16 protein-coding genes and 1 tRNA gene are annotated in these 20,851 nt (G+C 66.1%); 3 read left to right on the top strand and 14 right to left on the bottom strand.

All coding sequences use genetic code 11. The features are described from left to right. Positions 1–48: 48 nt before the first annotated feature. The 4 genes from NN4_RS07770 to NN4_RS07785 all read right to left on the bottom strand — a co-directional run bounded on the left by NN4_RS07770 (position 49) and on the right by NN4_RS07785 (position 5,647). Positions 49–1,302: a cytochrome P450 family protein gene (locus NN4_RS07770; protein WP_147129280.1), complete on the bottom strand. Its 1,254-nt coding sequence runs from the start codon at positions 1,300–1,302 to the stop codon at positions 49–51. Then, positions 1,299–2,687 carry a hypothetical protein gene (locus tag NN4_RS07775; protein ID WP_147129281.1) on the bottom strand — a complete coding sequence of 463 codons (1,389 nt, stop codon included), beginning with the start codon at positions 2,685–2,687 and terminating at the stop codon, positions 1,299–1,301. Before NN4_RS07775 ends, NN4_RS07770 begins: the two co-directional genes overlap by 4 nt. After that, on the bottom strand, positions 2,687–3,511 hold the full coding sequence (locus NN4_RS07780) for an acyl-CoA thioesterase (RefSeq protein WP_147129282.1): 825 nt from the start codon (positions 3,509–3,511) through the stop codon (positions 2,687–2,689). Before NN4_RS07780 ends, NN4_RS07775 begins: the two co-directional genes overlap by 1 nt. 432 nt (positions 3,512–3,943) lie before the next feature. Then, positions 3,944–5,647 (bottom strand): MDR family MFS transporter, encoded by a 1,704-nt coding sequence (locus NN4_RS07785; RefSeq protein ID WP_147129283.1) that lies wholly within the window; start codon positions 5,645–5,647, stop codon positions 3,944–3,946. A 301-nt stretch (positions 5,648–5,948) separates the two neighbouring features. Here NN4_RS07785 and NN4_RS07790 point away from each other — a divergent pair. Further along, a tRNA-Met gene (locus tag NN4_RS07790) sits at positions 5,949–6,022 on the top strand. Between the two features lie 84 nt (positions 6,023–6,106). Here the strand turns inward: NN4_RS07790 and NN4_RS07795 are convergent. The 10 genes from NN4_RS07795 to NN4_RS07840 all read right to left on the bottom strand — a co-directional run bounded on the left by NN4_RS07795 (position 6,107) and on the right by NN4_RS07840 (position 16,581). Then, a complete protein-coding gene (locus tag NN4_RS07795; protein ID WP_186818319.1) occupies positions 6,107–6,493 on the bottom strand; it encodes a DUF2511 domain-containing protein in 387 nt (128 codons plus the stop codon). Between the two features lie 81 nt (positions 6,494–6,574). Further along, positions 6,575–7,456, bottom strand: coding sequence for an ATP-binding cassette domain-containing protein (locus NN4_RS07800; RefSeq protein ID WP_147129284.1), 882 nt, complete (start codon positions 7,454–7,456; stop codon positions 6,575–6,577). Next, the gene (locus NN4_RS07805) at positions 7,453–8,241 is read right to left on the bottom strand and encodes a hypothetical protein (protein ID WP_147129285.1); all 789 of its coding nucleotides are present in this window, start codon (positions 8,239–8,241) and stop codon (positions 7,453–7,455) included. Before NN4_RS07805 ends, NN4_RS07800 begins: the two co-directional genes overlap by 4 nt. Further along, positions 8,238–8,762 (bottom strand): hypothetical protein, encoded by a 525-nt coding sequence (locus NN4_RS07810; protein WP_147129286.1) that lies wholly within the window; start codon positions 8,760–8,762, stop codon positions 8,238–8,240. The genes NN4_RS07805 and NN4_RS07810 overlap by 4 nt, the downstream gene beginning before the upstream one ends. Before the next feature lie 95 nt (positions 8,763–8,857). Continuing rightward, a complete protein-coding gene (locus NN4_RS07815) occupies positions 8,858–9,748 on the bottom strand; it encodes a hypothetical protein (RefSeq protein ID WP_147129287.1) in 891 nt (296 codons plus the stop codon). After that, on the bottom strand, positions 9,745–10,314 hold the full coding sequence (locus tag NN4_RS07820) for an RNA polymerase sigma factor (RefSeq protein WP_147129288.1): 570 nt from the start codon (positions 10,312–10,314) through the stop codon (positions 9,745–9,747). Before NN4_RS07820 ends, NN4_RS07815 begins: the two co-directional genes overlap by 4 nt. Before the next feature lie 50 nt (positions 10,315–10,364). Further along, a complete protein-coding gene (locus NN4_RS07825; protein WP_147129289.1) occupies positions 10,365–11,075 on the bottom strand; it encodes an ABC transporter ATP-binding protein in 711 nt (236 codons plus the stop codon). Positions 11,076–11,077: 2 nt separating this feature from the next. After that, positions 11,078–11,794, bottom strand: coding sequence for a lantibiotic immunity ABC transporter MutE/EpiE family permease subunit (locus NN4_RS07830; protein ID WP_246180766.1), 717 nt, complete (start codon positions 11,792–11,794; stop codon positions 11,078–11,080). A 180-nt stretch (positions 11,795–11,974) separates the two neighbouring features. Beyond that, positions 11,975–12,730: a helix-turn-helix transcriptional regulator gene (locus NN4_RS07835; RefSeq protein ID WP_147129291.1), complete on the bottom strand. Its 756-nt coding sequence runs from the start codon at positions 12,728–12,730 to the stop codon at positions 11,975–11,977. A 377-nt stretch (positions 12,731–13,107) separates the two neighbouring features. Next, positions 13,108–16,581: an indolepyruvate ferredoxin oxidoreductase family protein gene (locus tag NN4_RS07840; protein WP_147129292.1), complete on the bottom strand. Its 3,474-nt coding sequence runs from the start codon at positions 16,579–16,581 to the stop codon at positions 13,108–13,110. 675 nt (positions 16,582–17,256) lie between these two features. Here NN4_RS07840 and NN4_RS07845 point away from each other — a divergent pair. Both NN4_RS07845 and NN4_RS07850 read left to right on the top strand, forming a co-directional pair. Continuing rightward, positions 17,257–18,423 carry a lipase family protein gene (locus tag NN4_RS07845; protein WP_415842797.1) on the top strand — a complete coding sequence of 389 codons (1,167 nt, stop codon included), beginning with the start codon at positions 17,257–17,259 and terminating at the stop codon, positions 18,421–18,423. Between the two features lie 411 nt (positions 18,424–18,834). Further along, positions 18,835–20,799, top strand: coding sequence for a hypothetical protein (locus NN4_RS07850; protein WP_186818320.1), 1,965 nt, complete (start codon positions 18,835–18,837; stop codon positions 20,797–20,799). The last annotated feature ends 52 nt before the right edge of the window (positions 20,800–20,851 follow it).

Consider the following 20,851-nt stretch of genomic DNA (forward strand, 5'->3'; position numbering starts at 1 on the left):
ATAGCAGACACGAGGCCCGGCTCAGCAGAGCCGGGCCTTCGTCGTTGCTCAGTCGATGACGGTCGGCAGCGTTTGCAGGCCGCGCAGGAAGGTGCTCGGCCGCCACTGCACCTCGTCGGCCATCTTCATGTTCGGATAGCGGGCCAGGATCTTCTCGAACGCGACCTTCGCCTCCAACCGCGCCAGCGGGGCGCCGACGCAGTAGTGGATGCCGTGCCCGAAGGCCAGGTGGCCGCCCTTGTTCAGGCCGGTCTTACCGATCTCGATGGCGTGCGGGTCCGCGAACTGGCTCGGGTCGTGATCGGCCGCGGCGAGCGACACCGACACCAGTTCCTCGGCCGGAATGTCGATGCCCGCCAACGTGACCGGCTCGGCGGTGTACCGCAGGGTGGCCAGGTGGACGGGTCCCTCGTGGCGGAGGAACTCCTCGATGGCGGCGGGGATCCGATCCGGCGCGTGCGTGAGTTCCTCGTACAGCACGCGGTCGCGCAGCATCGCGTAGAGGCCGTTGCCGATCAGGTTGACCGTCGTTTCGTGACCGGCCACCAGGATCAGGAACAGCATGGCGATCAGTTCCCGATCACTGAGCTTGTCGCCTTCGTGGTTGGCCATGATCAGCTGGGACAACAGGTCCTCGCCCAAATCCTTCGATCGCTCGGCGACCAGCCCGATCAGGTACGTGGCCAGCTCGATACTCGCGGCCCCGCGCTCGGCCGCCGTGGCATAGAACGGCGAGTTCGCCACGGCCTGTTGGTCTTCGGCGTTCTCGGCCGAGGACGCCGTCATTGTGGTGGACAACTCCCGGAACCGCGCCCGATCCGCCTCCGGCACGCCGAACAGTTCGCAGATCACCGTCATCGGAATCGGCAGCGCGTAGCCGTCGATCAAGTCGACTTCGGACTTGCCCGCCATCTCCTCGAGCAGCTGATCGGTGAGCGCATCGATGCGCGGGTGCAGCTGCTCCACGGTGCGCGGGGTGAACCCCTTGGTCACCAGCCTGCGCAGGCGAGTGTGGTCCGGCGGGTCGGAGCTGAGCATGTGCTCCCACAGGTCCGTGCTGATCGTGGTGTACGTATCGCCAGGTCGCAGCCGCGTCGTGATCGGGGCCAGTGCGGCCGCGCCTTTCTTGATCCGATCGTCGGCGAGTACCGCACGGGCGAGCTGATAGTCGACCACCAGCCACGAGGTCAGCCCGTTCGGCAGCAGCACGTGGTGGATCGGCCCTTGCTTGCGCAGTTCGTCGTAGACCGGGTGCGGGTTGTAGACGAACTCGGTGCCCAGTTTGATCAACGGCTTGGTCATGAGAACTCCCTGGCTGTCTTGCTGGTACTGCCACCACCGCTGCTGACGTGCAGCGGATCCAATCCCCAGGACTCGGCGACCAGCCGCGCCAAGAAGCCCAATTCCTCGTCGGTGTGCGCCATTTCGGGTTTGATGCTCTCCAGCACCCACTGGATCTTCCCGTCGAACTCCGAGAGCCAGGTGGCCAGCGCAATCGGCTGCCGACCGGCCTGCTCGGTGTCGATGCCCTGGAAGACGCCGCGCATCACGAACATCGTCGGCGCCGCGCCGTGGCGCACCACCGTCGGCACGAACGGGTCCAATACGCCCATGTTCGAACACATTCCGACGGTGATCGGCGGGGTGTCGACGAGCCGCTCGACCACGCCCTCCGGGAGCACGTCGACCAGTTCGGGCGGCATGTTCCGCGGGCGCGAGATCCCGCCGGCCCCGACCCCGTGCACCGACCCGAAACCGGCCTTGCTGGCCGCACGAAGCGGCGCCAGGTCGAACTGATCCAGCCACTCCCGCTGCACCACGATCGGCACGCGGGCAAAGGAATTCGAGTCGATCTGGTCCTGCTCGCGCAGAATCCGCACCGCGGTCATCAACACCAGCGGACCTGTCTCGCCGACCAGCCCGCAGTGCCGCAGCAGATCGGCGACCAGTGCCAGATACAGCGTGTTGGAGGTGCCGCCGCGCTGGGCCGCGAGGTCCTTCCACCGCGCCGCGTCGAACGTGGCGATCACCGAGCCTTCATGCCAGCCGAGCGGCGCGGACGGCTGCGTCGAACAGCGGCCGGACAGGGCCTTGCGGATCGCCTTGCGATGGGACGGATCCCGGCGCGCTCGGCGCGCTTCCGAAACCACTTCGCGCGCAATGGTTATCCCGCGACGTGCGCCGTCCTTCAGGTCGTCACGGAAGGTGACGGCGTCGGTGAGGCCCTCCGTGGTGGCGAGCTCGGGCTGGACCAAGCCGATGGCCGCCATCAGCCCCGCGTGACCGTCGGCGATGGCGTGCGAGGCGATGCAGGACAGGACCATGCCGCCGGACCGCGTCGGCACCGCCGACAGCCGCCACCCGTAGCCCCGTTCCGGGTCGAGCGGATACTGCGCCTCGTCGCTCGCCCAGGCCAGCGCGTCGGCGTCGTCGATCGCGGCATGCTCCAGATGCAACGGCAAGGCGGTGTCCGCCAATACCCAGCGCCAGCGGGCGAAGGGCACCCGCGGCCGACGCACCCGCCGCATGAACGGGCCGGAGCGCAGCTGGGCGTACATCTCGCCCAGCTCGTCCTCGGTGAGCCGGTTGGCCAGCACCGTCACCGTCTGGCTGATGACCGGTGCGCCGTAGCCGTGGTGCAGTCGCAGGAACGCCTTGTCGGTGAGACCGACGTACACCGGGGCCATCAGGAGGCCGCCCGATCGACAAGGCTGTGACCGAAGCCGGGTTCGGCCAGCCGCAGCATCCGCTCCTGGGCGACCATGGCCACCAATTCACCGGTGCGGCTGAAGATCCGGCCCTGGGTGAACGCGCGGCCGGCGCCTGCCGACGGCGATATCTCGTCGTACAGCAACCAGTCATCGACGCGGTACGGCCGCATGAACCAGATCGAATAGTCCAGCGCCGCCGTCTGAATGGCGATGCCGGGGTGCAGCGCGACGGCCGCACCCAGCAGCGTCATGTCACTGGCGTAGGTCAGCGCGCAACTGTGCGTCACCGGGCAGTCGGGCAGCTCGCCGGTGTAGCGCAACCAAACCTGTTGGCGCGCAGCACCGATTGTGGAGTCGGGCACCGGCCGGATGTCCCAGCCCTCCCATTCGTTGCCCGCGTCGCCCACGCCGATCCGGGCCAGCTGTTCCGGGCCCGGCGTCTCGGGGCACGCATCAGCATGCCGCACACCACGGTCGCCGACATGGAACGAGGCGACCATCAAGAAGGTCTCCCGGCCGTGCTGCACCGCCCGGATGCGGCGCACCGCGAACGACCGGCCGTGCTTGACGGTGTCGACCAGATAGTCGATCGGAATCTCCGACGCGGTCGACCGCACGAAGTATCCGTGTATCGAATGAACCTTGAATCCGGCGGGCATCCCCGCCGATCCCGCCGCCAGCGCTCGTGCTGCCACTTCGCCGCCGAATGTCCGAACCAGCGCGGTGCGGTGCTGCAGCTTGCCACGAAAGAAGTTCGTGTCGATCTGCTCCACCGCCATCGCGTCGAGTAACTCAACCATGGGCAAAACCTTCGCTTCAGAGATCCCAAACAGTGCTGGCGATGCACCCGTGCAGATGGAGCTCGGATAAATCATCGTGAGACACCTCGTACCAGACACAGTGAACCTCTGGTTAACCTAATTCAAGGGGGGTGTAATCCATTTCACAGACAATGGATTCGTCTTTACGGAATACCGTCGATCGGCAATCACCCAAAACACCCATACCGGCGCCTCGATCATCCTTGAACAGGCATTATCTGGATATCGAGACCGGATTTCCAGCCACGGACACGAGTTGTCGCAGCTGCGTCGAATTGCGCGATTCGAGTATCGGGAGCGATTTACCATTCGTTTACGAATGGTCGATCAGCACACCGCTTTCTGAGAATTGCCATCATTTAATGGACAGTTAACAATCGCGGAGGGATTGTCCGATTCCTGCCCGTTTTCCTACTTCGGCGAGCCGACGTCGGCCCCGGATGACTCGACCCCACCGGATTCCCGCAGCGGGATCTCCTTCCAGAACAGCACCATCACCAACGCCACCAGCGCGAGCACGGCGGCCGCCAGGTACACCGTCGACATGGCTTCGGCGAAGCCGGTCTGCAACGGACCCGCGAGCGTCGGGTTCAGCTGCTGAATGACCGAGCTGTCATCGAGCACCTTCTGCACCGCCGCCGGGTCGTGATGAACCAGCCCTTGCGCGAAGGCCACATCGGCAGGATTGCTGCTGTGCAAGCCAGCCAACACGGCCTGCTGGTACGCCGGCCGGGTGGACGCCGCTTCGATCGCGGCGGTCACCTTGGTCGGCAGCAGGCCGAACAGCGTCGACAGCAACGCCGCGACGCCGAGCGTGCCGCCGACTTGACGGAAGAAGGTGGCGGCCGCACTCGATACGCCCATATCCTTGGGTGCGGCGGCGTTCTGGATGGCCAAGGTGATGGGCTGCAACAGATTTCCCAGTCCGAACCCGGTGATCGCCATGAAGATCATGGTTCGCCACAGCGGCGTTTCCGGCGTCAGATAGTGGAACAGGAACAGGCCGACCGCGACCGTCGCCGTACCGATGATCGGGAACGCCCGGTACCGGCCGGTCCGCGTGATGAGCCGGTTGGACACGATCGAACCCACCATCAGGCCACCGACCATCGGCAACAACTGCAGACCCGCGGCTATCGGGCTGGCCCCGCGCACGACCTGCAGATACTGCGGGACCAGGATGATGCCACCGAACAGCGACGCACCGACCACCAGCGCGATCGCGACGCCGAGCGCGAAGGTCCGATTCCGGAAGAGCCGCAACGGAATCAAGGCCGCCTCCCCCATCTTCGCCTCGATACCGATGAACGCAATCAGCCCGACCGCGCCGATCAGATAGCAGGCCACCGCGCCCACACTGGTCCATCCCCAACTGCGGCCTTGCTCCGCGACGATCAGCAATGGCGTGATCCCGGTGGCGAAGGCCGCGGTGCCGAGCCAATCGACCCGGCCATTGACTGGACTGCTCCTCGGCATCCGGACCACGCGGTACACCACCACCAGCGCGACCAGCCCGACCGGAACGTTGATCAAGAACACCCAGCGCCAGCCGGTGATCCCGAGAATCGCGTGCTGACTGGCGAAGAGACCGCCGAGTACCGGGCCGATCACACTCGCCGTCGCCCAGGTGGCCAGGAAATGCCCCTGATACTTGGCTCTTTCGCGCGGACTCACGATGTCACCGAGGATGGCCGAGGCCAGCGACATCAGCCCGCCCGCACCCACGCCCTGCACAGCCCGGAACACCGCGAGCTGATACATCGACTGCGCCACCGTGCACAGCAGCGATCCGCCGACAAATATCACGATGGCGGCGAGCAGAAATGGCCTGCGGCCGTACATATCCGACAATTTGCCGTACAACGGCGTCGTCAATGTCGCGGTGATCAGGTACGCGGTGGTGACCCACGCCTGCAACGAATAGCCGGACAGGTCATCGGCGATGGTCCGCACGGCGGTCGCGGTGATCGTCTGATCCAGCGCCGCCATGAACATGCCGAGGACCAGGCCACTGAGGATGACCAGCACCTGCCGATGGGTAAATCCTGCCGGACTGTCCGATACCGCCGCCGCGTCTACTCGCTCGGTCCGATGTCCGCGATGGGTCAGCGCCATCAGCAACTCCTGAAATCAGAAAATCACGCATCAGTTGTCGAAACTGCGGTCATTCCCATCCCCGGACCGCGGCGACCTTGCGCCCACGAACTCAGCATCACGAACCAGCAACGATAAACCTCGGTCACGATTCGGGAAACGAGGAGTGATGTCTATCTCCATGAGCAGTTAACTGTGATCCAGGCCACAGCGGCCAAGGAACCGCCGCCGCCTGTCTCCCCCTGCGCGCCACCCCAGACGACTCGCCCCACCAGGCGTTTTCGCATCCGGACCCGCAGTGTGTAAGGTTGGAGACACCCAACGCGGGGTGGAGCAGCTCGGTAGCTCGCTGGGCTCATAACCCAGAGGTCGCAGGTTCAAATCCTGTCCCCGCTACAAACGATACGGCCCGAAACCATAAGGTTTCGGGCCGTTTTCGTTGCCGGTGAACCGACATCAACTGCTGGAAAAGTGAACCCACTATCCCGCGAACTTGCACAACTGGAGCGTTCTGCTGCGCACGGCACCGAGACTTATCTTGTCGCCACCGGAACCGTCGGCGCGCAAGGGTTCGATACCGGGCACTCCTGCTTGTTCGGCATTTTCGTTGAGCGCGTAGGGCTTGCCGTCCGGAGCCACGAACACGGCCTGGTCGCCTGCGCGGCATTCGATGGTGCCGCGCTCAACTGTGAACGGCCATAGGTAGCCCAGGTTTTCGCTCGCTACGGGCTGGCTGCTGGACGTCGGTTCCGGCAGCGGCACCGGGGTCGGCTGTGCGGGTGACTTCGGCCCGGCACCGCCGCCGCACGCGCTGATCAGCAGTGCGCCGCTGCACGCGACACCGGTCAGGAGCAATCCTCGAACCATCGAAACCATCTTTCCTCCAGCAACCTCGGTATCCGGCTACCGATTACGTTGCGGACTGCCGGTTTTCGGTTCACGCCGACGTTATTTCTCGTCGGCCGGCGCTCGCGAGGCACGCAGCAGCGCCATGTAACCGTCGTCCAATGTCGGTGGCACCGGGCGGGATTCGGGGGGCGGCGTCGGCCCGACCACCCGATACTCGACGCCCTCGATGGTGCTGGTCACGTTGACGACGGTGAAATCGCCGCGTGGTTCGACATCGGCACGCACCAGATGAGTTTGCCCCTGCGCCATGGCAACCAGCCCGGACGTGGTGCCGTGGTACGCCAGCGCGCCTGCGGTGAGTACTGCCGTGTTCTGACAGCTGTGCGCGACGTCGTCGAGGATGTGGGTCGACAGCACGACGATGCGGTCGCCGCCGAGCTGGCCGAGCAGGGTTCGGAAGCGGATCCGCTCCTCGGGGTCGAGTCCTGCCGTCGGTTCGTCGACGATGATCAGCTTCGGGTCACCGAGCAGGGTTTGCGCGATGCCGAGCCTGCGCTTCATCCCGCCGGAGTACCGCTCGATCCGTTGCCTGCCAACCGAATCCAGCCCCACCCGGTCCAGCAGGCTTTCGATCTGCGAACGCCGGGCGCGCTTGTCATCGATACCTTTGAGGAGGGCGACGTAGTCGAGGAATTCGCGTCCGGTGAGATCGGGATAGAGCGCGAGTTCCTGCGGTAGGTAGCCGAGCAGCCGCTTCACCTCGGTCCGTCCGGCGGTGGTGGCCATGTCGTGCCCGCACACCGTCACCGTGCCGGAGGTCGGTTCGAGTGTTCCGGTCAGGATCCGCAGCAGCGTGGTCTTGCCCGCGCCGTTCGTCCCGAGCAGCCCGGTCATCCCCTCGGTCACGGTCAGGTCGATTTCGCGCAGCGCGGCGGTGGGCTTGCGATAGACCTTGGTCAGCTTGCGCAGCGTGATTGTCATCCGAACTCCGTTTCCGCGCATCGCCTCCGGGCCAGCAGCACGTGGCCGACCAGAAAGGCGAGCGCCGTCGTCACGAGGGTGAGGGCAAGTGCGAGAGCGGCATAGCCGGCACCGGCCGGCGGATGCAGCCAGCCGCCGTCCTTCTGGGGCAACGCGACATTCAGCCATTGCGCCGCCTGATACCCGCCCAGCGGAGACAGCACCGTCCCGGTCACGGTCGGGATCGGCACGAGCGGTGTCAGCAGCGTCGCCCAGTACCAGTACGGCACGACCAGCACCCGGACGACCACGCTGGGCAGCAGCAGACTCGCGACATTGGCGAGCACCGTGAGCAACAATGAGCCCGGCGCCACAATGGTGACCAGCCCGATCACCGCCGCTGCCAACGGCGCAGGCCCACCCGAGCTGATCGCCGACCACAGGCCCATCACCAGCAGAATCAGCGCGCCGGGAACCGACGCGACCAGCCACGGCCCGAGCACGAGACCGACCGACCTGGTGCGCCCATCGGCCGGCGTTGCGGCGAACAGCTCGCGCAACCCCGGCTTGCGTTGCACGGCAAGCCGATCCGCGAGCGCGACCGCTACACCGATCGAGCCGAGGAAATTGAGGAGCAGGGCAGTGTCCCCGATCGCGGCTATCTCGTCGGTCCGATCGCGTCCCCGGGGAAAGCCGCCGAGCAGCATGATCAAGACGCAGAGCGGAATCAGCGATAGCCACACCACCCGGTGCCGCAGGACCAGCAGCGCTTCATAGCGGATGGTCGCACCGAGCACGCCCCTCACCCGCGTACTCCGCGCAGCTGCGCCTCGCTGTCGGTAATCCGCAGTGCCGCAAGCCATGCGCACAATGCCGCGACCGTCAGCAGTACCAATGACTCAGCGACAACGGCAAACTGATCCATTACCAGTAGTTTCGCCAGCCACGCCGCCATGACGAGCACCGAAGCGCCTGCGGTGGAACGAAACTCGACGATGGCGTAGGTCGGGAGACCGATCAACGCCGACGCGAAGACGATATTGCCCGTCAGCAGCGCGCCCGCACTGTCCTGCACCACCCCCCGTCCGAGCAGGCCGAGTACCAGCACCGCACCACACGCCGCGGCCAGGACCAGCGTGACACGACGCGCGACGGTCAACCGGTACGGCGTCCGCACCGTCAACTGCACTTCGATCATCCGCTCCCTGCCCAGTGCCGCCACGGCCGCCAGCCCAGCCCCCAAGGGAACGGTATCGACCGCCGCGACCTGTGCGGCAGGGCCGCCGCCGAGCGCGACCAACGCAACGCCGAGGACAGCAGCCAGCATCGGCGGCAGCGCAAGCGCTTCCCGACCGCAACGCCGCATTTCGTACCGCCAAATCGGATTCACTGCACGGCGGTGGCGATTCCGTACGGGCCGGTTCATCCGGCCACCGCGCTGTACCGCGGCCTGCTCATCCCGACCACCGCGACGACGAGCAGCAGCGCGGCGATCAGCAAGGTCGCCAACGAAGTGGACCACAGCGGTTCGAGCAACGCACCGATCCGCTGCACCGGACCGGTCGCCGAGGACGCCGCGGCGCCGAGCAGCCACATCACGCCGCCCGCTACCGCCCCTACCTGCGCGGAACGCCAGACAGCACACACGATCCCGACCGCCGAGGCGAACATCGCCGGGCCGAGCCAGCCCGCGACCATGGTGGGAAAGTCGGCCGCCGCACCGAACTCGCTCGCCAGCATCGAGGCGAGCAGCGCCAGCGCGGTGTCGGCGATGAGGATCACCGCAAGCCGGCACGCGAACACCACCGCGGGCGGAATCGGCAACGTGCTGAACAACTCCAGCCGCGGGTCGGCCCGGGGCAGGCAGGCCGCCAACGTACCGAGCTGGAACAACAGCGTGACCCCGAGCCCGAACACCGTTGGCGCAGTGGCACTTTGCTTGGTGAATACCGCCAAGAGCAAGCAGCACACGAACCCGAGCACGCTCAGCGGAACCAGTGCTCGCGGCAACAACTGCAGCTGGGTTCGCACCAGCGCAGCGGCGACCAGGAGCGATCCCCGCCAATCTGGTCGTGCGGCTACTTCCGCTGTGGCCCAGGGCATTCCGACGGCGTCGCCGAGCAATCTGTCGAAGGAGGGTGTGCGGATGGTTCCCTCCAGTTCCGCGGAAACCTGCCGCGCCGCAGCTGCCAGGTGCTGCCAACTCTCGGCGCGGGCACGACAGTCGGCGCAAGCACCCAGGTGCAGGCGGGTGGCATCGTCTCGCCGGCCGACCAGCTGGTCGTCCGCGAGGTGGGGCCCGAGCGGATTCATTTCTCGCCTCCGTTTCCGGTGGACAGGTCGGCGGTGGTCCCGGCCAGCGCAAGCGCGAGCCGCTTGCGCGCGTGCGACATTCGGCTCTTCACCGTGCCGACCGGAATGTCGAGGATCGCCGCGACGTCCGGGTAGGCCAGGTCATCGACGAGGATGAGCAGCAGCACATCGCGCAGATGCTCGGGTAGGTCGCGAATGGCCGCGGCCAGCTCGGCCCGGGCGGCGTTGGCGAGGACGACGTCCTCGACGGTGCCGGTCTCATCGGAGATCTCCGGGGTGTCGTCGAGATCGACCGTGGCGAGCACGGACTTTCGCAGCTGATTGTGCGCTTGGCGTTTGGCGACACCGAACAGCCAGCTGCGCGCGGACGACTCGCCGCGGAAGCTGCCCGCCGACCGCCAGACAGCCAGCCAGGTCTCCTGCAGGATCTCCTCGGCGACGCCGCTCTGCGCCGTCATCCGGCGCACCACCCGCAGCATCGCGGGCGCGTGCCGCTCGTAGAGCGCACGCAGGCCCGCCTGGTCCCCCCTGGCCACCGCGGCCAGCAGCGCTTCGTCGGTCTCCACACCCTGGTGTGTAGCGGGCAGGCACCGAACGGTTCAACCCGGATCGCATTTCAGCGGATTCGCGAGCCATCGGCATCGAGGATGCGAAAAAAGCCCTCCTCGATGTCACCGTCGCCCGCGAGCCCGTGCAGGGTGCCTTCGTAGCGTGTCTTACCTGCGACCAGCACCGCGACCCGGTCGCATACCTGGGCGATCTCCGACAGCTGGTGGCTGGAGAGCAGGATCGTGGTGCCGTCGGCGGCGAGAGAACGGATGATCCCCCGCATCTCCCGGATGCCCACGGGATCGAGGCCGTTCGTCGGTTCATCGAGCAGCAGCAACTTCGGCCGGGCCAGCAGCGCGATGGCGATGCCTAGCCGCCAGCGCATACCGAGCGAGAGCGCGCACACCTTGCGGTTGCGGACCTCGGTCAATCGCAAGGCGGCCAGGGCGTCGTCGATCCACGCCGCTGGCACACCGCGCAACTTCGCGTGAATACGCAGGTGCGCCGACGCATCCAACTGTGGCCATAACCCGGGCGTCTCGATCAACGCCCCGACAGCCACGAGCTGACTACGGTCGAAGGGTTGTCCGAAGAGCTTGATACTGCCCTTGCTCGGCCGCTGCAAGCCGAGGACGGTCTTGAGCACGGTGGATTTCCCCGCACCGTTCGGGCCGAGCAGCCCGTAGACCTCCCCCGAGCGGACCGACAGGTCGACACCGTCGAGCGCCCGATGCTTGCCGTAGTGCTTGTGCAGCCGTGCCACTTCCAGTGCGTACATGCTCAGATCTCCTTGCGCCGCAGGTGCATCGAGCCAGCCGCGAGCACCAGCGCCGCGAGCCCGATCGACAGCGCGATGGCGGGCAGTATGATGCCGCGGTCTCTGATGGGACTGCCTTCGGGCAGTGGAACACCATTGGGCCCGATCCCGGCCAACGGCAGGATGACGCGCATCGGCCAGGCGAACGGCACTGCCATCCACCAACTCTTGTCCGCGATGAGCATTCCGCTCATCATGCCGAGAACACCGACCGCGATGGTGGGACCAAGGCCCCACGTCATCGAGATAACCAGAGTCACTGCGGTACAGCCCAATCCGGCCAGCCACGGCAGGAAGCAGGCGGCAGCGATCGTGGCGTAGCCACTGCCGAGCCTGCCGTGCAATGCCGCACCGCAACACAGCAGCACCCCGAGCAGGGTCGTCGACACCGCCGACAGCACGGCCAGCGCGAAATACTTACCGAGCAGGAACCTGGTGCGCGGCACCGCGTAGGAGAACAGCAGCCGCCTGGCGTCCAGATCGGCCCGCACCGAGAGCGCCGCCAACAGGGCGGTCATCATCGGAATGAGAATCCCCCACCCCTCCAGTGCGACATCGCGGAACACCGTCCAGGTATGGCCGGCTCGTCCCTCCGGCGAGGCCAACGACATCGGATACAGCGGAACGGTGATCGCGGTGGGCCCGAGGACGACGAACCAGCCGATGAAGCCCCGGCGCATCCTGGACAGTTCGGTGGCACTGACAGTCCACAGGGATGGTTTGTCTTTCGGACATGTGTCCGACCCGTAACATGCTGCGGTGGTGGCCATATCGCTCCTCGAGTCGGCTGGTCTCGTAGAGTTCGTAGCCTCCGAGCCCGGAGCGGTTCATGGCACGGTGCCGCGTACCGAAGCCGTCGTTCAGCTGCGCAGCACGGTCATCGGTGGGCGGACGGCATCGCGGCGCTCCGCCAGTTCGGCGCGGTTGCGCACGCCGAGGGTGTTGTACAGCGCGCGAATGCGCCGGTACATCGACCGCTCCGAAAGGTAGTTGTGCCTGGCGATCTCGGCGACGGTCATCGACGTGCGCAGCATTCGCAGCAGGTGGGTATCGAATTCGTCCAGCTCGGCTCGCCGGTCGGTCGCGCTCGCCCGTGGCACGCGTCCGACGGCCGGGGTGACCGCACGCGCACGGGTGGACTCCTGCCGCGGGTTGTTCGCACCCCGGTTCGGCACGGTGCCGAACACCGGCGGGCTCGGCTTGTCGGGCGAACTCTGTTGGTCGATCAGATGCGCACGGAGGATCTCGGCTTGTCGTTCCACGGCTATCGCGATGTTGATCACGAAGTTGGCGCCGGCCCGAATCGCGAAATAGGTCGCGTGACCGGTGACATCGTTGGTGACCGCGACGATGAGGCCCATGGCATGGGCCGCCCGGATCGACCGCAGACTTTCGGCCTGATGCTCGGTGTTGACCGGCAGCACGATCGGAGCGCCGTCGACGTCCCTGCGTGCGGCGAGTTGGTCATAGTCGGCGTACTCGAGCCGGAACGACGATGCGAACAGTGTCCCGCACGGCCCGTTCTTCGGGTCCATATATTCGCGCAGACTCGGATGGACGAACGCGTTGGACCTGGTCACTTCTTCGGTGTCCCGGCGCAGTTGCACAGCGTTCATGGAAACCCCCCACTACTTCGATGGGTGCACCGCCGGCGCACCTGATCCTGGATTCCGCACCCGGTGCGGTGCGGTCTCATCGAGCCATGTCGGTCAGCCGATGAAGCTGCGGATCCCCTCCGAATCCCCGCCATGGTCTGCTACGGCCCGCTGATCCCGGGACCGCCGATCACTCCTCTCTTTCCTCGTTACCTTCCTTGGACGCGGCGAACGCCCGATCGGTTCCATTCCGAGCCAATACTTTTGCAACCCCGCACTACCTGCGCAAAAAGAAGCGGCCCGCAACCAGAGGTTGCGGGCCGCTTCCCATGTGCCCGGGAGCGTGGCCTATACGCTCGACCAGGCGCGCGGTCTACTGCCCAGACCACGCCGGTGGGCTACACCTGCGGCGGCTCGATGCCGAGGTCGCGCAGGCTGTTTCGGTAGAGCTCCACGTTCGCGAGCTTGATGTCCTCGTAGCCACGCACGGTGTCGGCAAGGGCCGCGGCCTGGACCGCGCGGTCGTAGCCCGCCTCGTCGAGCGTGTCCGCGAGGGTCGTCACCATCTCGGTGTAGTGGGCGAGCAGGGTGCGCTCGACCCGGCGGACATGGGCGTAACCGAACGGATCGAACTTGGTGCCGCGCAACCGCTTTCCCTTGGCCAGCACCTTCAGCGTGAAGTGCCCGCGCGGCCCGATGCCGATCTTCTTCTTGCGGCCCATCGCCCGCAGCACCGGCGGGTGCAGCTTGTAGGTGAGGTTCGCGCCTTCGGGCAGCTGACCCGCGACCTCGTCCAGGAAGGCCGGGTCGGTGAGGCGGCGGGCCACCTCGTACTCGTCCTTGTAGGCGGTGAACTTGTACAGCCCCTTGGCCGCCTCTTCGCTGAACTCGGTACGCCCGGTGACCCGCAGCTGTGCGTCCCAAATGTGTTGCACGGTACGCACATAGTCGCGGGCGACCCGAAGGCCCTGGAAGCCGATCAGCTCCGCGGCACGCAGTTCGACGAGCCGCTTGGTCTCGCCCGTCGCGGTGAGGCCGTCGAAAAGATCTGCCGGAACCTGGATTTCGGCCTTCTTCGGCTGGGTACGGCCGACAGCCGCAGCGAAGTCGTCCGGCTGGGCGACCGCGACCCGGCCCCAGCGGAACGCAGCGATGTTGGCGTTCACCGCGACACCGTTGATCTCGATGGCCTCCTCGATCGCCGCCGCGGGCAGCCGCAGGCCGCCGAGTTGATAGGCGGCGCCGACCATGAGGAAGTTGGCGGCGGCGGTATTGCCGAACAGCACCTCGGCGGCACCGAGCGCGTCGAAGGAGCGCACCTCGCGCGAGGCCTGCTCGAGCCGGGTCAGCAGCGCGGGGGTCTCCGGGTACTGAACGGACTTGTCGTACACCATGTCCCCGGTCGGGGTCTTGCTGGTGGACGCGACCGACAGGGTGTGCGCCTTCGAGCCGTAGGCCAGATTCTTGTTGTCGGTGGCGGTGAGCAGGTCGAAGGCGACGATGCAGTCCGCCGAACCCGGGGTGAGCCGGTTCGCGGGCTCCAGTTCGCCGGTGGCGAACCGCAGGTGCGAGACGACCGGTCCGGCCTTCTGGCTCAGGCCGATCTGGTCCAGGCTCGCCACCTCGTAGCCCGCCCGCAGCGCGGCGGTGGCCAGCACCTGGTTCACCGTGACGATGCCGGTGCCGCCGATGCCCGCCAGGAAAACGTTCTGCGTAGTCGTCGGCGCGGACACCGGCAGGTCGGGCAGCACCGGCGGTGCAGGGCGCTGCATCACCTTGCGCTTCTTGGCCTTTGCCGGATCCGGCAGCTCGACCGTGACGAAGGACGGGCAGTCACCGTCCAGGCAGCTGTAGTCGGTGTTGCAGGAGGTCTGATCGATCCGGGTCTTGCGGCCGAACTCGGTGTCCACCGGCTGCACCGACAGGCAGTTGCTCTTGACGCCGCAGTCGCCGCAGCCCTCGCACACCGCCTCGTTGATGACGACCCGGGTCGTGCGGACCGGCAGGGTGCCGCGCTTGCGCTGGCGGCGCGCGTCGGCGGCGCAATGCTGGTCGTAGATGAGCACGGTGACGCCCGGGACCTCGCGCAGCGTGCGCTGGGCCTCGTCGAGCCGATCCCGGTGCCACAGCTTGGTGCCGGGGGCCAGATCGCGCTTGCGGTACTTCTTCGGCTCGTCGGCGCAGATGATGATCTGCGCGACGCCCTCGGTGGTGAGCTTGTGCGTCAGCTTCGGCACCGCGAGCGCGCCTTCGGCGTCCTGCGCACCGGTCATCGCGACGACGTCGTTGTAGAGCAGCTTGTAGGTGATGTTCACGCCGGCGGCGACGCACGCCTGCACGGCGAGCTGCCCGGAGTGGAAATACGTTCCGTCACCGATGTTCTGGAACAGGTGCGGCACATCGGTGAACGGCGCCTGGCCGATCCACTGCGCGCCCTCGCCACCCATCTGAGTGAGGCCGGTGACCTGGCTGTCCTCCCGGCCCGACATGGTCACCATGGTGTGGCAGCCGATGCCGCCACCAGCCAGCGAACCCTCCGGCACGGCGGTGGAACGGTTGTGCGGGCACCCGCTGCAGAAATAGGCGGCGCGCTTCGCGGGCAGCACCGCCAGCGACAGTGGCTGGGGCAGCGGCCGTTTCATCTCCAGAAAGCCGTTGAGGGCCCGGCTGAGCGGCTTGGTGATCCGGCCGGTGGTGAGTTCACCGTCCTGGCTGAACAACGGGCGACCGGCGGCGTCGCGCTTGCCGATGATCTCCGGCGCGTCGGCCGTGCCGTAGAGGATCTCCCGGATCTGGGTCTCGATGAAGGCCGTCTTGTCTTCGACGACCACCAGGCGGGTGAGGCCCTTCGCGAACTGCCGGACGCGTTCGGGCGCAATGGGAAACGGCATGCCGATCCGCAGCAGCCGGACACCGGCGCGCATCAGTGTGTCATCGTCCACGCCGAGGTCGATCAGGGCCTGCCGGACGGCGTCGAAAGTCGTTCCGGTGGCCGCGATTCCGATGGTGGCGTGCGGCGGGTTCAGCTCGATGACGTCGAGGTCGTTGAGCGTGCTGTACGCCTTGACCACTTCCCAGCGCGGGCCGTACAGATCCGCCTCGGCGATCACGCTGTCCGTCGGCGCCGCCATCGGGCGCTGGAGGTAGCGGAAGAGCCTGCCCTCCCAGGTGATCTCGGGCACGATGATGTCGATGTCGCCCGCGTCGCCGTCGACCGACCAGGCGCCGTCGGCGACATCGGCCACGATCTTCAGCGCGACAAGGCAACCCGAGGCCCGCGACAGCGCGACGCCGTGCAGCCCCATCGTGATGATCTCGCGGGCGTTGCGCGGGAACAGGACCGGGATGTTCATGGCGGCCAGCGAGCGCTCGCTGACGGCGGGCACGGTCGAGGACTTCGAGGCCGGGTCGTCGCCGACCAGCAGCAGCACCCCGCCGTTGGCGTTGGCCCCGTACATGTTCGCGTGCCGCAGCGCGTCCGTCGCGCGGTCCAGGCCGGGGCCCTTGCCGTACCAGACGCCGACGACGCCGTCGTGCGTGGCGGCGCCCTTGGGCAGATCGGCCTGGCTCCCCCACACCGAGGTAGCGGCGAGTTCCTCGTTCAGGCCTGGGACGAACGAAATATCGTGCTCGGCAAGCACGTCGGGCATCCCGGCCAGCATCTTGTCCACGCCGCCGAGCGGACTGCCCTGATAGCCCGACACGAACGTGCCGACCCGGCGCCCGGCGCGCAGGTCGCGCACGTGCTGCTCCACCAATTGACGCGCGATCGCTTGGACCCCGGTGAGGACAACGGTGCCTGCGCCGACCCGGTAGCGGTCGGCAAGGTCATAAGGCGCCGGAATCAGATCGTGATCGGCGAGCTCGGTCATACATCCACCCGTCCGGTCGGCGCCGATCGGGCGCCTCCCTAGTTGAGCACTTGATGCCGATAGCCTGCCTTCGAAGCGCGAAATGAACAATAGGCGTCGATAAAGTTGAGCAGACTGCGCAATTTCACTGCTTGTGAATGGGCACACACTATGCACGATGTGAGGTTTGCTGTGACCTCCACCACCGGACGCCGAATCGGAGTGTTCCGGCGAGCGGGACATAGCGGCGGCAAACATCGAGTGGCGGCCTCGTCATGTCCCGCTCTACGGACCATGCGGTACGCGCCAAGGACGCCTAGCGAGAGCGACCTGCTATTACAGGCGGTTCAGCGCTTGCGGTCGGCAGTGAGCTTGGTCAAATGCACAGGTAGCGCGTTGTGAATTGTCCAATATGCCGGACCCGGTTACGCGCGACGGCATGCTTAGCGCTACGTTCGCTGCGGATGGTGCCGCTGACCGCGGCCGCCTGTAGTCGTTGAGCCGAAAGGTGGTGTGCCGGTCCGACCTTCGGTTCGGCTGTGGGTTATTGCTATCCGTCGGCCTGGCGAACGACGACGTTCGCCGCGCTTTCCCATGCAGTGGTGGTCCGTCCGAGTTGCCGAGGCGTTGTCGGGGTCGGCGAGTCGGTCACGGCCGAGAATTCGAAGGAAAACCGTGCACAGAGTCCCGTTCAGGATCGCGATCCTGTTGTTGAGCGTCGTCTCGGTCGGCCTGCTCGGCCTACCCGCCAGCGCCCAACCGCTCTATCCCACACCGGATCCGGATGTGTTCTATGCCCCGCCTGCCGAGCTGGCGGCGCTGCGACCGGGCGACGTCGTCCGCGTCCGCAAGATCGACACCGGCCCGTACGTGGGCACCACGGGATGGCAGGTCGCGTTCCGGTCCACCAATTCGATGAACAAGCCGGTCATGGGAGTCACCACCGTCCTGCTGCCGAACGGCGTCAAGAACCCGCCGCTCGTCTCCTACCAGGCGCTGATCAATTCCCTTGGCACCCAGTGCAACCCGTCGCGGTCGCTGTTCAACGGCGAACTCCAGGACGCCGTCGGCGCCATGCTGCCGATCGGTCGCGGCTGGGCGGTGTCGCTGCCCGACTACCTCGGCCCCACCTCCGCCTACGGGGCGGCCAGGCTCAGCGGCATGATGACGCTGGACAGCGTCCGGGCCGTGCAGAAGGTGGCCGAGCTCGGTCTCGGCGATTCGCCGGTCGCGCTGGCCGGCTACTCAGGCGGCGGCATGGCCACCGCCTGGGCCGCCGCACTACAGCCGACCTACGCCCCCGATCTGAAGCTCGCGGCCGCCGTCGCAGGCGGCATCCCCGCCGACCTCGAGGAGATGGCGCTGTCGCTCGGCTTCGCCCCGCACCCCGGCTTCGGCTTGGCTTTCGCCGCCGCCATGGGCCTCGAGCGCGAATACCCGGAGAAGCTGCCGATCTCGGACCAACTCAACGAAAACGGTCTCTGGTTCCGCGAATTCACCCATGACGCGTGCCGCAGGTTCCTGCTCTTCCACGGCGCCTTCCGCAACGCCGAACAGATGGCCGCGTCGAAGAGCCTGATGGACAGCCAGGTAGCCCGAGAAGTACTGCGCGAGAACAGCTTGCGCCACTTCGACGGTATTCCCACCGTGCCCACCTTCCTGTGGCAGGGCCGCTTCGACGAACTCACCTTCTACCCACCCGTCGCCGAGGTCGCCGACCGCTACTGCAAAGCAGGCGCCCCCGTCGATTTCCACACCTACGAGATCGCCGAACACATGACCACCGCCGTAGCCGGCTTCGCCGACGCCTGGAACTACGTGGAAGCCCGCTTCCGCGGCGACCCCGCCCCCACCAGCTGCTGACCCATTCCTAGCGATTGTGGGCCCCGCCTTCCATGAGGTGGGGCCCACAGTCGTTGTGCGCACTAATTTCTCGTCACCACCTGCGTGTTCCATCTAGTTCCGAGCCAGGGGTTGACATCGCAACAGAGTTGCGTGAAGCTTTACTCAGCGCCATAGTTGCGTCCTCTCCCGGGTTCTCCGGGAATTCCTTCACCCCAATTGATTTCGAACCACGGTCCGCCAGGTAGCTCCTGTAGCGCACCTTCGCAGCCTCGATCCCGTTCCGGGTCGGGGCTTTTCGCGTTTCGGGAAGCGTCGGCCACAGCCGATAGCGGCCCGAATCTGCCGAGTTCGATGGGGTCTCTCAATCGACCAGTACATGAGGTGGTTTGGCATGGCGATGTTCGCGTCACGTTGCAGAACAGGCGGTGCATGATGGATCTGTCCTGGGTGCGTGAACACGCTAACTGGCTCACCGCGCTGATACCTGGCCTCGATAGTGGATCGAAAACCCCCGACGAGTCCGGCCGGCTCGTCGACTTCCACGACATGACACCCGACAGCGCCGCGCGCGCCGTCGCGCGAATCTTCGACGTGCAGAGCATGATGAACGCCGTCCAGCAGCAAGTCTCGCCGAATCACGGTGTGCAGCAGGCAAAGCCGATTGTCGATCCGCAGGCGTTCACGGATCTGGATGAACACGGCAACCGTATCCCCAAACCGGGCACGGTAGCCAACCCGGAGGGGCCGCCACCGCCGAGGCCGACCATTCCGGAGGTGGCGAACCTGCCTCCTGCGATCACGTCCGTCGATCCAGCACTGACGCCGACCGATCCGCCGTATTACCAAGAGGGGCCCCGGATTCTGCCCGCCGTGCCCGAGCCGCGGCAGTACAGCTACGTCGATCCGGAGACCGGCGATGTCAAGCCGATGAACCTGCCGGTTCCCGCGAAAGACCCCCGCGTGCTGCAAACGCCCGGTGGAACCACAGCCGTCGACACCGGCGACGGCACCTCGATCGAGTCCCAGCCGGTCAATCCGAATTCGCCGGACGCCAACCTGTCTCGCCATCTCATCATCAACGGTCCCGACGGCAAACAGAACACTTACACGGCCATCTATGACAAGAACGGGAATCTCACCAGCATTCTCGACCCGGCCTCAGGTGCATACGTCAACTTTCGCTATCACAAAGGCGAGTTGGTCGTGACCGACACCGGAACGCTCGATCCGGGCCGCGCTATTGCAACCACCGACGAGGTGGAGAATTTCTTCGCTCTGGTCCTCCCTCCACTCAAGGGAGTTCGCCCGGTGATCCAGGGCGGCCGAGGTCTGTACAACCTCCTCAAGGACGAGCCCTCGGTACCGGTGGTGCCGCCGCCGGCGCCCCGCAATCCCAACACCAATCCGCCACTCACCATCAGACCGCCCTATCCCGATGTCCCCGAGATCCCCAGCCTCCCGGATAACCCTGATCTCCCCGTCATCCCAGGCGGTTCCGAGATCCCCGGCCTGCCGGACCAGCCCGAATTTCCGGAGATCCCAGGCGGTTCCGAGATCCCCAACCCGGGTGGTGACACCGGAGCACCGAGTACCGGCGCTCCCGTAATCGTGCCGATACCTTCCCCGTTGCCCGACACCAAAACACCAGGAGAGGTCCCGGTTCCGGGCGAATTCTTCCCGGTCGAGCCCGGAAAGACCGACGGGCAAGGGGAATTCCCCGGACCCTCGACACCGGAGATCCAGGGCAATGAGAATGAACAGGCGGGCCCGAGCCTGCCGCGGGCTGACGGTACGCCTGAAGACGACTGGGCAGCATACGAAGAGGAACAGCGGCGGCACGAGGAGGAACAGCGCCGCCTGATCGAGCAGGAGCAGGGCGAGGCGTGGGGTGCACGGCCCGAGACCGAGACCGCACCCACGTGGCAATCACCTCCTCGTCGCACTCCGAACAGATGGGATGACATCCCCCGAACGAAGGAGAACGGCGATGCCAATCCGGATTGGGACCGTGTTCCGCAAAGCGTCGACAGGCTCACCCAGAGCGATCTGGTGCACATCCTACGAGGCGATCCCAACAGGCCCGGCCAGGGCGGGCACGGCTTCGACAGCAAGATCGCAGGCAAAACTGTCTTTCCGAAGAGCTGGGGCGATCCAGAGGGCACGAACGATCTCAGTTTCCAGATCCCCGAGGCCGTTGAAGATATTGCACGAAATCCAGACTCCGAACCGACCTGGCAAGAGGACACGGAGACCTGGCTCGTTGAGGGAGTACGTCACGGTGTCCGAATCCACGTAATTGTCAACGAGACGGGACACATAATCACTGCTATACCCATAGATGGCCAAGACGTCATGCGTAACGACGAAAATGGTGTACCCCAACCACTTCGATAGAATTTGACAGAGATGAATATCATCTGCTGTAGGTCAGCAAAGACGGAGGACT

Origin of the sequence: Nocardia ninae NBRC 108245 (assembly GCF_007990755.1) — a bacterium.
GTDB classification, from domain to species: domain Bacteria; phylum Actinomycetota; class Actinomycetes; order Mycobacteriales; family Mycobacteriaceae; genus Nocardia; species Nocardia ninae.